The sequence below is a fragment of the Pseudomonas sp. PB120 genome, assembly GCF_009761815.1.
GTDB lineage: Bacteria > Pseudomonadota > Gammaproteobacteria > Pseudomonadales > Pseudomonadaceae > Aquipseudomonas.
In genome coordinates, this window is sequence record NZ_RWIN01000040.1 from 57,956 (window position 1) to 70,070 (window position 12,115).

General features: G+C 61.1%; 10 protein-coding genes. 8 read left to right on the forward strand and 2 right to left on the reverse strand.

The features are described 5' to 3' along the window. Positions 1–164 precede the first annotated feature (164 nt). Both EJA72_RS08320 and rpmE read right to left on the reverse strand, forming a co-directional pair. Positions 165–953 (reverse strand): thermonuclease family protein, encoded by a 789-nt coding sequence (locus EJA72_RS08320; RefSeq protein ID WP_157711015.1) that lies wholly within the window; start codon positions 951–953, stop codon positions 165–167. Between the two features lie 26 nt (positions 954–979). Next, the gene (gene rpmE / locus EJA72_RS08325; RefSeq protein ID WP_007899231.1) at positions 980–1,210 is read right to left on the reverse strand and encodes a 50S ribosomal protein L31; all 231 of its coding nucleotides are present in this window, start codon (positions 1,208–1,210) and stop codon (positions 980–982) included. A gap of 200 nt (positions 1,211–1,410) precedes the next feature. Here rpmE and EJA72_RS08330 point away from each other — a divergent pair, with 200 nt between their 5' ends. The 8 genes from EJA72_RS08330 (at position 1,411) to phaZ (ending at position 12,028) form a co-directional block, all read left to right on the forward strand. After that, complete coding sequence (locus EJA72_RS08330; RefSeq protein ID WP_178129186.1) at positions 1,411–3,630, forward strand: primosomal protein N'; 2,220 nt, start codon at positions 1,411–1,413, stop codon at positions 3,628–3,630. A 220-nt stretch (positions 3,631–3,850) separates the two neighbouring features. Continuing rightward, entirely contained in the window at positions 3,851–5,587 is a 1,737-nt protein-coding gene (gene argS / locus EJA72_RS08335) for an arginine--tRNA ligase (RefSeq protein ID WP_157711016.1), read from the forward strand. Between the two features lies 1 nt (position 5,588). Beyond that, positions 5,589–6,287 (forward strand): SPOR domain-containing protein, encoded by a 699-nt coding sequence (locus EJA72_RS08340; RefSeq protein WP_157711017.1) that lies wholly within the window; start codon positions 5,589–5,591, stop codon positions 6,285–6,287. Between the two features lie 279 nt (positions 6,288–6,566). Next, a complete protein-coding gene (gene hslV / locus EJA72_RS08345) occupies positions 6,567–7,097 on the forward strand; it encodes an ATP-dependent protease subunit HslV (RefSeq protein WP_007899242.1) in 531 nt (176 codons plus the stop codon). A 55-nt stretch (positions 7,098–7,152) separates the two neighbouring features. Beyond that, positions 7,153–8,490: an ATP-dependent protease ATPase subunit HslU gene (hslU, locus tag EJA72_RS08350; protein WP_157711018.1), complete on the forward strand. Its 1,338-nt coding sequence runs from the start codon at positions 7,153–7,155 to the stop codon at positions 8,488–8,490. 206 nt (positions 8,491–8,696) lie between these two features. Next, positions 8,697–9,077 (forward strand): gamma-butyrobetaine hydroxylase-like domain-containing protein, encoded by a 381-nt coding sequence (locus tag EJA72_RS08355; RefSeq protein ID WP_157711019.1) that lies wholly within the window; start codon positions 8,697–8,699, stop codon positions 9,075–9,077. A 259-nt stretch (positions 9,078–9,336) separates the two neighbouring features. Then, positions 9,337–11,016 (forward strand): class II poly(R)-hydroxyalkanoic acid synthase, encoded by a 1,680-nt coding sequence (phaC, locus tag EJA72_RS08360; protein WP_157711020.1) that lies wholly within the window; start codon positions 9,337–9,339, stop codon positions 11,014–11,016. A 157-nt stretch (positions 11,017–11,173) separates the two neighbouring features. Next, on the forward strand, positions 11,174–12,028 hold the full coding sequence (phaZ, locus tag EJA72_RS08365; protein WP_123511108.1) for a poly(3-hydroxyalkanoate) depolymerase: 855 nt from the start codon (positions 11,174–11,176) through the stop codon (positions 12,026–12,028). Positions 12,029–12,115 lie beyond the last annotated feature (87 nt).

The window sequence follows — 12,115 nt, forward strand, 5'->3', positions numbered from 1 at the left end:
CTGTTGGACAGACTGGTCAGCGAGGATACGCGCCTCGCAAAATCCCCACAAGACTGACCGGTCACCCCTGTCAAGCGCCCTACCCTACGACTTTGGCCCAAGAGCCACGGAACACAAGGGATAGACTGTTCACAATCGACATAAAAAATGTCTACAATTTTTTCTTACGGCGCCGGTTGCAGCATCGACGGATCGGTCAACGGCAGTAGCCAGCGCGCCTGTCCGGATTTCAAACCGCCGCGACGGGAACGATCCACCACCCAGCCGCGAGCCTCGACCTGCTTGCCCTTGAGCTTTTCCAGCGTCGACGCGTCGAACGGCCCGAGCAAATTGGGTGCAACCCGCAATACAACCGAATCCTGCAACTCGATCCAGATACCGCCGCGATTTCGCTGCACCTTGCTCACACGCCCGCTCACCACGGCAAAACCGGACGTGCGGATCTGCTCCGCTTTCAGTACAGGCGACTGGCGCCAAACCCCGAGCCCGGCACGACGGGCATGACGCTCGGCAACTTGCTGACAACTGACCAAAGCGACGTTGGGCGCGACCGCCACCTGAAAACCGAGGCCTTCGGCGAGCATCTGCGCTTCGAGATTGGCCCCGTCGGCGCCGTAGACATGAGCCAGCGTGCGGCCGTATTTATCCTTGCTCTCTTTACCCGGCAGCAAACCGACCCGCCCGCCGCTCGACGCCACCAACGCTTCCAGGCGCTTTCGCGCCACCACCGCAAAGGGCTCGTCGGAACGCCCCTGCTTACCCAGCTCAGGCGTGTTCAAACCGATCATGCGCACACTGCGGCCGTCGGCCAGGCGCAATGTGTCGCCATCCACCACGCGCTGCACCGCGACCGTCGCCAGGCCATTGGGTGCCGGGCAGTAGGCCTGGGCGCCGCCCAGCCAAATCGCAGACACAAAAAAGGCGCCCCATAGGGACGCCTTTTTCATCAGCATGGATAAGCCCATCGGGCTTGCCAGCCTTACTCTGCAGCAGCAGGAGCTTTCTTGCCGAAAGCGCCGAAACGGTCTGCGAAGCGCTGTACACGGCCGCCAGTATCCAGAGTCTTCTGCTTACCGGTGTAGAACGGGTGGCACTCGTTGCATACGTCGATCGCCAGAGGCTTGGCCAGGTTCGAACGAGTTTCGAACTTGTTGCCACAGCTGCAGGTAACTGCGGTGATTTCGTATGTTGGATGGATATCGGCTTTCATGGTAATTCCTCGGTCTAGCGTGCCGCCACTCAACACTATTGTTGAATACCGCACGTAATTAGGCCGCGGATTCTACCAGACATTGCCAATCACGCAAGCTGTCACTGAGACCGACCGTCTGCTAGGCTCCCGACCCAAAGCTCCCACAGGTGATGTGGCCAGCTCCTGCATTTATTGCCTGCTGATCGAGAATCCCCCGCGTGCCCGACGCCATTTTGCGCCTCGCCCTGCCTTCGCCCCTGCGCCGCCTGTTCGATTACCGTGCACCTGCGGGAATCCTGCGCGCCCAGTTGCAGCCCGGCATGCGCTTGCGGGTGCCGTTCGGGCGGCGGGAGATGATTGGGATTCTGGTGGAAGTAACCGACCACAGCGAAGTGCCGGTCGAGAAACTCAAACCTGCCCTGGCCTTGCTCGACGCAACGCCACCGCTGCCGCCAGCGCTGTTCAAGCTGTGCCTGTGGACTTCCCAGTATTACCAGCACAGCCTCGGCGACACGTTGAGCTGGGCGCTGCCAGTGTTGCTGCGCCAGGGCGAACTGGCCGAAGCGCGCCAGGAGCGCTTTTGGTCCGCCGCGCCCGGCGCCAGCCTTGATGACCCGCGCATCGCCCGTGCCCCGCGCCAGCGTGAAGCTCTGGCAACGCTGGCCCAGCATCCCCACGGTGTCGCCCATCAGTTGCTGAGCAAGTTGATGCTGAGCAAGGACAGCCTGGACTTGCTGCTGGCCAAGGACCTCGTGCAGGTCGAAATCCGCAAACACGCGCCCGGCGCCCGGCACGAACACTGGCTGGCACAACCGGAACTGCCGCTTAATCCCGAACAGCGTGCAGCCTATGAAGCGATCCGCGCCGGGTTCGACAGTTATCACGCGTTCCTGCTGGCTGGCGTCACCGGCAGCGGCAAGACCGAAGTCTATTTGCAACTGATCCGCGAAACCCTGGAAGCCGGCAAGCAAGCCTTGGTGCTGATCCCGGAGATCAACCTCGGCCCGCAAACCCTGGCGCGCTTCGAGCAGCGTTTCAATGCGCGCATCGCGCTGATTCACTCGGCGGTCAATGATCGCGAACGCCTGGAAGCGTGGCTCGCCGCCCGCGACGGCGACGCCGACATCATTATCGGCACCCGGTCGGCGCTGTTCACGCCCATGAAGAATCCCGGCCTGATCATCATCGACGAAGAGCACGACGGCTCTTATAAGCAGCAGGAAGGTTTGCGTTATCACGCCCGCGATCTGGCACTCGTCCGCGCCCGGCAGGAAAACATTCCGATCGTGCTCGGCTCCGCCACGCCTTCGCTGGAAAGCCTGCATAACGCCTACACCGGTCGTTACGGTCTCCTACGCCTGAATGAGCGTGCGGGTGGCGCCAAGCAGCCACGATTCCTGCGTCTGGATGTAAAAAGCCGTCCGCTGGACAGCGGTATTTCCGGGCCGATGCAACAAGCCATCGGCCAGACCCTGGCAGCCGGCCAGCAAGTGCTGGTGTTCCTCAACCGGCGCGGCTTCGCGCCGACCTTGCTCTGCCACGACTGCGGCTGGATGTCCGAGTGCCAGCGCTGCGATGCGCGGATGACGGTGCATCAACGCTCTGGCGAACTGCGCTGCCACCATTGTGGCTACGTCGAACGCGTGCCCCGGCACTGCCCGAAATGCCGCAAGGTCGATCTAAGGCCGGTGGGCGCCGGCACTGAACGGGCCGAAGAACGCCTGGCGATTCTGTTCCCGGACTTCCCGGTGCTGCGGGTCGACCGGGACAGCACGTCGCGCAAAGACGCGATGAATCAACTGTTCGCCACCATTCAGAAAGGCCAGCCGTGCATTCTGGTGGGCACGCAGATGCTTGCCAAAGGGCATCACTTTCCACGGGTGACGCTGGTGTCGATTCTCGATGCCGACGGCGGACTGTTCTCCGGCGACTTCCGCGCCAGCGAGCGCATGGCACAGTTGATCGTCCAGGTGGCCGGTCGCGCGGGCCGGGCCGAGGAGCCTGGCCGGGTGATTATCCAGACGCACCTGGCCGACCATCCGCTGCTGGTGCAACTGACGGAACAGGGTTACTTCGCCTTCGCCGAGCAGGCGCTGAGCGAGCGCCGCAGTGCGGGGTTGCCGCCGTTTGCGCACCTGGCGCTGTTGCGGGCCGAAGCGCACAAACCGGGGCAAGCCGAAGGCTTTCTCGATGAAGCATGCAGCGAGGCCGAGCGTTTACTGGCCGAGCAGAATTCGAGCGGGATTGAGCTGCTCGGGCCGGTGCCGGCACCGATGGAACGTCGGGCCGGGCGTTATCGGGCGCAGTTGTTGTTGCAGGCGACGGCCCGGGCACCGTTGCACCGGTTGCTGGCCAGCTGGTTGCTGGTGCTGGAGCAGATGCCGAGTGGACGGGCGGTGCGCTGGTCGCTGGACGTCGATCCCGTGGATTTGTATTGAATTCGAGATTGCTATCGCGAGCAGGCTCGCTCCCACAGGGGATCTGTGGCGCTCAACTGACCAATGTGGGAGCGAGCCTGCTCGCGATGAGGCCCGATTTGTCACCACATATCCATAACCTGCCCGCTATAGTTGGCAAGCCCGCTTTCGCAACGGATAATGCCCAGTTTTTCCACTAGCGCATCAAGCGCCGCCGCGCTTGCGGTCGAAAGAGAACACCATGAAAGACACCATTCGCCAGCTGATCCAACAAGCCATCACCCAACTCGTCAACGAAGGTGTGTTGCCTGAAGGCCTGACGCCGGCGATCCAGGTGGAAAACTCCCGTGACAAGACGCACGGCGACTTCGCCAGCAACATCGCCATGATGCTGGCCAAGCCGGCCGGCATGAAGCCGCGCGATCTGGCCGAGAAAATCATCGCCGCGCTGCCGGCTGACGAGAACGTCACCAAGACCGAAATCGCCGGCCCGGGCTTCCTGAACTTCTTCCAGAACACCCAGGCCCTGGCCTCGCGCCTGGACGCGGCCCTGGCCGACGAAAAAATCGGCGTGCGCAAGGCCGGCCCGGCGCAGCGCACGGTGGTCGACCTGTCGGCACCGAACCTCGCCAAAGAGATGCACGTCGGCCACTTGCGCTCGACCATCATTGGCGACGGTGTGGCCCGCGTACTCGAATTCCTTGGCGACGAAGTGATCCGTCAGAACCACGTGGGCGACTGGGGCACCCAATTCGGCATGCTGATGGCTTACCTCCAGGAAAACCCGATCACCAGCGACGAGCTGTCGGACCTGGAAAACTTCTACCGCGCGGCCAAAGGGCGCTTCGATGAATCCGAAGAGTTCGCCGACCGCGCCCGTGGCCTGGTGGTCAAGCTGCAAGCCGGCGACCCGGACTGCCTGGCGCTGTGGACCAAGTTCAAGGACATCTCGCTGTCCCACTGCCAGAAAATCTACGAGCTGCTGAACGTCAAACTGACCATGGCCGACGTGATGGGCGAAAGCGCCTATAACGACGACCTGATCAATGTGGTCAACGACCTCAAGGCCGCCGGAATGCTGGTCGAAAGTAACGGCGCCCAGTGCGTGTTCCTCGACGAGTTCAAGAACGCCGATGGCGATCCGCTGCCGGTGATCATCGTCAAGGCTGACGGCGGTTACCTCTACGCCACCACCGACCTGGCGGCCGTGCGTTATCGCAGCGGCAAACTGAAAGCTGATCGCGCGCTTTATTTCGTCGACCAGCGCCAGGCCCTGCACTTCCAGCAAGTCTTCGCAGTCGCCCGCAAGGCCGGCTTTGTGACGCACCCGATGGAAATGGAACACATGGGCTTCGGCACCATGAACGGCGCTGACGGCCGTCCGTTCAAGACCCGTGATGGCGGCACCGTGAAGCTGATCGACCTGCTGACCGAAGCCCAGGAACGCGCCTACACCCTGGTGAAGGACAAGAACCCGGAGCTGGCCGAGGCCGAGTTGCGCAACATCGCCAAGGTCGTGGGCATCGGCGCGGTGAAATACGCCGACCTGTCCAAGCATCGCACCAGTGACTACAGCTTCAACTTCGACCTGATGCTGAACTTCGAAGGCAACACCGCGCCGTACCTGCTGTACGCATACACCCGCGTGGCTGGTGTGTTCCGCAAGCTCGGCAAGGACTTCAGCGAAGTCGAAGGCCAGATCGTCCTCGAAGCGCCACACGAACATGAGCTGGCGGCCAAGCTGGCTCAGTTCGGCGAAGTGCTGAACAACGTTTCCGACAAAGGGACGCCGCACATCCTCTGCACCTACCTGTACGATGTGGCCGGCCTGTTCTCCAGCTTCTACGAGAACTGCCCGATCCTCAGCGCTGAAACCCCGGCGCAAATGCAAAGCCGCCTGCGCCTTGCCGCGCTGACCGGTCGCACCCTCAAGCAAGGCCTGGAACTCTTGGGTCTGGAAACTCTGGAGCGTATGTAAGTTGGCTGCCAAGAAAAAACCTGCACCCAAGCGTGGCGCCAGCCGTTACCAAGCTCCTGCAAAGCAACCGATCCCGGGCTGGTTGTGGATGGCCATCGGCCTGACGGTCGGCGCGTTCATCGTGTTTCTGATGAAGCTTGAACCGGGCAAGGGCAGCGAGAGTGTCAAGCGCGAAAAGATCGAGCAGCAGAAAGCCACCAAGATCGCCGAGGCCAACAAGACCCCGCCGAGCCCGACGCAACCGGTGAAGCCGAAGTACGACTTCTACACCTTGCTGCCGGAATCGGAAGTGATCGTGCCGCCGGATGCCGTACCGGAGAAAACCCTGCCGACGCCGGCAGTTCCGACCACGCCGGTCACCCCTGCGGAAGCGGCGAAAATCGACACTGCACGCGCTCAGGCCGCCCTGGCCGGCGTTACGCCCCCACCGGCACCGCCCGTCGCCAAGGCCGCACCTGTCACCAAGTTCTTCCTTCAGGCGGGTTCGTTCCGCAAAGAGGCTGATGCGGACAAGGTGCGTGCGCAGATCATCCTGCTGGGTCAGGCGGTGGCGGTCGAGTCTGGCACGGTCAAGGACGAAACCTGGTACCGGGTGCTGGTCGGACCGTTCAGCAACCGCGAACAATTGACCACGGCACAGAAACAACTGGCCGGGGCCGGGTTCAGCAACCTGTTGTTACAACAACGTCAGAACCGCTGATTCCGGCTCAAAACAACGAACGCCTGTGGCGAGGGAGCTTACTCCCGCTGGGTCGCGAAGCGGCCCCAAAGCCCGCAAACGCGGTGGATCAGACAAACCGCGTTCGCCGGGTTTACGACGGCTTCGCCGCCGAGCGGGAGCAAGCTCCCTCGCCACAGGAGATTGCGCCGTACGGCCGCACCGCTCGTCCCCTCTCCTGTCCCGCAGTTGAAATCCTCTCCACCACCCCCATATGAATGGGCAGAAGGCATTTTCGCCCCGCTGCGTGGAGACTCTCCCTTGACCACCATCGTTTCAGTTCGCCGCCACGGCAAAGTCGTCATGGGCGGCGACGGCCAGGTTTCACTAGGCAACACCGTGATGAAAGGCAACGCGAAGAAAGTTCGTCGCCTGTACCACGGCCAGGTGATCGCCGGTTTTGCCGGGGCCACCGCTGACGCCTTTACCCTGTTCGAACGCTTTGAAGGCCAGCTGGAAAAGCACCAGGGGCACCTGGTTCGCGCCGCCGTCGAACTCGCCAAAGAATGGCGCACCGACCGCTCCCTCAGCCGCCTCGAAGCCATGCTCGCGGTCGCCAACAAAGACGCGTCCCTGATCATCACCGGCAACGGTGACGTGGTTGAACCCGAAGAAGGCCTGATCGCCATGGGTTCCGGTGGCGGTTACGCACAGGCCGCTGCCAGCGCACTGCTGAAGAAGACCGATCTGTCGGCCCGCGAAATCGTCGAAACCGCGCTCGGCATTGCCGGCGACATCTGCGTATTCACCAACCACACCTTCACCATTGAGGAGCAGGACCTCGCCGAGTAAGCCTGGTTCGGCCTTAGCGCCACGGCTCACTTTTGCTTGAGGACCGCCAATTACTATGTCCATGACTCCCCGTGAAATCGTCCACGAACTCAATCGCCATATCATCGGCCAGGACGATGCCAAGCGCGCCGTCGCCATCGCGTTGCGTAACCGCTGGCGCCGGATGCAGCTGCCTGAAGAGCTGCGTGTTGAAGTAACCCCCAAGAACATCCTGATGATCGGCCCGACCGGTGTCGGTAAAACCGAGATCGCCCGTCGCCTGGCCAAACTCGCCAATGCGCCGTTCATCAAGGTCGAAGCGACCAAGTTCACCGAAGTCGGCTACGTCGGCCGTGACGTCGAATCGATCATTCGTGACCTGGCGGATGCGGCGATCAAGCTGCTGCGCGAACAGGAAATGACCAAGGTTCGCCACCGTGCCGAAGACGCCGCTGAAGAGCGCATCCTCGACGCCTTGCTGCCACCGGCACGCATGGGCTTCAACAACGACGAAGCACCGACGTCCGATTCCAACACCCGTCAGCTGTTCCGCAAGCGCCTGCGCGAAGGTCAGCTGGATGACAAGGAGATTGAAATCGAAGTCGCCGAAGTGGCCGGCGTCGATATCTCCGCGCCACCGGGCATGGAAGAAATGACCAACCAGCTGCAGAGCCTGTTCGCCAACATGGGCAAGGGCAAACGCAAGAGCCGCAAGCTCAAGGTCAAGGAAGCGCTGAAACTGGTGCGCGACGAAGAAGCCGGGCGCCTGGTCAACGATGAAGAATTGAAAGCCAAGGCCCTGGAAGCGGTCGAGCAGCACGGCATCGTATTCATCGACGAAATCGACAAGGTCGCCAAGCGCGGTAACTCCGGCGGCGTCGACGTGTCCCGTGAAGGCGTACAGCGCGACTTGCTGCCGCTGATCGAAGGCTGCACCGTCAACACCAAACTGGGCATGGTCAAGACTGACCACATCCTGTTCATTGCCTCCGGTGCGTTCCACCTGAGCAAGCCGAGCGATCTGGTGCCTGAGCTGCAAGGTCGCCTGCCGATTCGCGTCGAGCTCAAGGCGCTGACGCCGGACGACTTCGAGCGCATTCTCAGCGAACCGCACGCATCGCTCACCGAGCAATATTGCGCGCTGTTGAAAACCGAAGGTTTGGCCATCGAGTTCCAGCCGGACGGCATCAAGCGCATCGCCGAGATCGCGTGGCAGGTGAACGAGAAAACCGAGAACATCGGTGCCCGTCGCCTGCACACGCTGCTCGAGCGCTTACTGGAAGAGGTGTCGTTCAGTGCCGGTGATCTGGCCAGCGCTCACGACGGCAAGGTGATCCTGATCGATGCCGACTACGTCAACAGCCACCTCGGCGAATTGGCGCAGAACGAAGACCTGTCCCGTTATATCCTGTAGGTCACATTCTGTGTGATCGGGCTCCCGTGGCGAGGGAGCTTGCTCCCGCTGGGTCGCGAAGCGGCCCCAAAATCGGTGAATGCGGTTTATCAGACAAACCACATTCACCGGCTTTACGACGGCTGCGCAGCCGAGCGGGAGCAAGCTCCCTCGCCACAGGATCACCCGTCGACACAGGGCCTTCATACAGACGGAAGACCGGCCCCATGACGACCCAACTCCCCACCGACATCAAACTGCACAAAGCCTCGAAAACCCTGTCGCTGAAATACGCTTCGGGCGAGGAATATCACCTGCCCGCCGAGTTCCTGCGCGTGCACTCTCCTTCCGCCGAGGTCCAGGGCCACGGCAAACCTATCCTGCAATTTGGCAAGATCAACGTAGGACTGACCAAGGTAGAACCGGCCGGTCAGTACGCACTGAAATTGACCTTCGACGACGGCCACGACAGCGGCCTGTTCACCTGGGAATACCTCTACGAACTGGGGCGACGTTATGACGCACTCTGGGAGGATTATCTGGCCGAGCTGAAAGCGGCTGGAAAAACCCGCGACCCGAACGAATCCGTCGTCAAGCTGATGCTCTAAGTCAAGCCTCTCGCTCATTAGAAGGCATTTTCTAATTCCATCTGTTTGAATGCTCCGCCTCAGGGCCGCTGATTGGCCCGCTTGCGAAAAAAATTAAACTCGGGTAACCAATGGAACTGGCAAGTTCCCTGCAGTGCTCTCTGCGATAAAAAAGCAGCGATGCAGTATTAACGGTCACCCGAGTAGTAGTACCTGGCTTTGGCTGTGTGACTACACAGCTGGACTCAGGTACTCGTCTCAGGACAATGGAGCGTCGTAGATGAGTAACAAGAATAACGATGACTTGAAGTATCAAGCCTCGGAAAACACCTTGGGGCTGAATCCTGTCGTTGGGCTGCGTGGAAAGGATCTACTGGCTTCTGCTCGAATGGTGCTCAGGCAGGCCATCAAACAACCGATTCACAGTGCCAAACATGTTGCCCATTTTGGCCTTGAACTGAAGAACGTGTTGTTCGGCAAATCCGAGTTGCAACCTACTAGCGATGACCGTCGCTTCGCCGATCCGGCATGGAGCCAGAACCCGCTTTACAAACGTTATTTGCAAACTTACCTGGCGTGGCGCAAGGAGCTTCACGACTGGATCGATGACAGCAATCTTCCACCCAAAGACGTCAGTCGCGGGCACTTCGTGATCAACCTCATGACCGAAGCCATGGCCCCGACCAACACCGCCGCCAACCCGGCAGCGGTCAAGCGCTTCTTCGAAACCGGCGGCAAAAGCCTGCTCGATGGCCTGTCGCATCTGGCCAAGGATCTGGTACACAACGGCGGCATGCCGAGCCAGGTCAACATGGGCGCATTCGAAGTCGGCAAGAGCCTGGGCGTGACCGAAGGCGCGGTGGTGTTCCGCAACGATGTGCTGGAGCTGATCCAGTACCGCCCGACCACCGAACAGGTGCATGAGCGCCCGCTGCTGGTGGTGCCGCCACAGATCAACAAGTTTTATGTCTTCGACCTGAGCCCGGACAAGAGCCTGGCGCGCTTCTGCCTGCGCAACCACGTCCAGACCTTCATCGTCAGCTGGCGCAACCCGACCAAGGAACAGCGCGAGTGGGGCCTGTCGACTTACATCGAAGCGCTCAAGGAAGCGGTCGACGTGGTCACCGCGATCACCGGCAGCAAAGACATCAACATGCTCGGCGCCTGCTCAGGCGGCATCACTTGCACCGCGCTGCTGGGCCACTACGCCGCGATCGGCGAGAAGAAGGTCAACGCCCTGACCCTGCTGGTGAGCGTGCTGGACACGACACTGGACAGCGACGTGGCCTTGTTCGTCGACGAACAGACCCTCGAGACCGCCAAGCGTCATTCCTATCAGGCCGGCGTGCTGGAAGGCCGAGACATGGCGAAAGTCTTCGCCTGGATGCGCCCCAACGACCTGATCTGGAACTACTGGGTCAACAACTACCTGTTGGGCAACGAGCCCCCGGTGTTCGACATCCTGTTCTGGAACAACGACACGACTCGACTGCCGGCAGCCTTCCACGGCGACTTGATCGAGATGTTCAAAAGCAATCCATTGATTCGCTCCAATGCACTGGAAGTGTGCGGCACGCCGATCGACCTGAAACAGGTTACGGCCGACATCTTTTCCCTGGCAGGCACCAACGACCACATCACCCCCTGGAAGTCCTGCTACAAGTCGGCGCAACTGTTCGGCGGCAAGGTCGAATTCGTGCTGTCCAGCAGTGGGCATATCCAGAGCATTCTGAACCCGCCGGGCAACCCGAAATCGCGCTACATGACCAGCGCCGAGATGCCGGTCAACGCCGAGGACTGGCAGGAAAACTCCACCAAGCACACCGATTCCTGGTGGCTGCACTGGCAGGCATGGCAAGCCGAGCGTTCGGGCAAGCTGAAGAAATCCCCGACCAGCCTGGGCAACAAAACCTACACCGCCGGCGAAGCTGCGCCGGGCACTTATGTACATGAGCGGTAACTGACACACCCGCTCCCTGTAGGAGCGAGCGAGCTCGCTCGCGATGGGCGTCAACGATTACGCGCACTGTCTGATTTAACGCGTTGCCTTGGCGTTTTTCGCGAGCAAGCTCGCTCCTACAGGGGACCGGGATGAATTCACCCACAGGGCCTGAAGCATGCCGCAACCGTTTATTTTTCGTACCGTAGACCTGGATGGCCAGACCCTCCGCACGGCGGTACGCCCTGGCAAGCCTCACTTGACGCCCTTGCTGATTTTCAACGGCATCGGCGCCAACCTGGAGCTGGTGTTTCCGTTCGTCGCCGCATTGGACCCGGACCTGGAAGTCATCGCGTTTGACGTACCCGGCGTCGGTGGTTCTTCGACGCCCAATCGGCCGTATCGCTTTCCAGGGCTGGCGAAACTCACCGCACGAATGCTCGACTATCTCGACTACGGGCAAGTCAACGTGATCGGCGTGTCGTGGGGCGGCGCACTCGCTCAGCAGTTCGCCTATGACTACCCAGAGCGCTGCAAAAAGCTTGTGCTGGCAGCGACGGCGGCCGGTGCGGTGATGGTGCCGGGCAAACCGAAAGTGCTGTGGATGATGGCCAGCCCACGGCGCTACATCCAGCCATCGCACGTGATCCGCATTGCACCCATGATCTACGGCGGCTCGTTCCGTCGCGACCCGACCCTCGCTGCCAGCCACGCAGCAAAAGTGCGCTCGGCGGGCAAGCTTGGTTACTACTGGCAATTGTTCGCCGGCCTCGGCTGGACGAGCATCCACTGGCTGCACAAGATTCATCAACCGACGCTGGTTCTGGCCGGTGACGATGATCCGCTGATCCCTTTGATCAACATGCGCATGCTGGCCTGGCGAATTCCCAATGCCCAGCTGCACATCATCGACGACGGGCATCTGTTCCTGATTACCCGGGCCGAAGCGGTGGCACCGATCATCATGAAATTCCTTGAGGAAGAACGACAGCGCGCGGTGATGCACCCGCATCCGACCCCGTTGGGCGGTTAACCGGCCCTGCATCGCCCGGCAGGACGCCGCGCCGCGCAACAACCCGATACAGCGTCTATGGTGTTCTGGTTCAGTGTGTTTTGTATT

Excerpts from the sequence above, each read along its gene's own strand:
- EJA72_RS08320 (WP_157711015.1), bottom strand. The coding sequence starts at position 953 with ATGCTGATGAAAAAGGCGTCCCTATGGGGCGCCTTTTTTGTGTCTGCG.
- rpmE (WP_007899231.1), bottom strand. The coding sequence starts at position 1,210 with ATGAAAGCCGATATCCATCCAACATACGAAATCACCGCAGTTACCTGC.
- argS (WP_157711016.1), top strand. The coding sequence starts at position 3,851 with ATGAAAGACACCATTCGCCAGCTGATCCAACAAGCCATCACCCAACTC.
- hslU (WP_157711018.1), top strand. The coding sequence starts at position 7,153 with ATGTCCATGACTCCCCGTGAAATCGTCCACGAACTCAATCGCCATATC.
- EJA72_RS08355 (WP_157711019.1), top strand. The coding sequence starts at position 8,697 with ATGACGACCCAACTCCCCACCGACATCAAACTGCACAAAGCCTCGAAA.
- phaC (WP_157711020.1), top strand. The coding sequence starts at position 9,337 with ATGAGTAACAAGAATAACGATGACTTGAAGTATCAAGCCTCGGAAAAC.
- phaZ (WP_123511108.1), top strand. The coding sequence starts at position 11,174 with ATGCCGCAACCGTTTATTTTTCGTACCGTAGACCTGGATGGCCAGACC.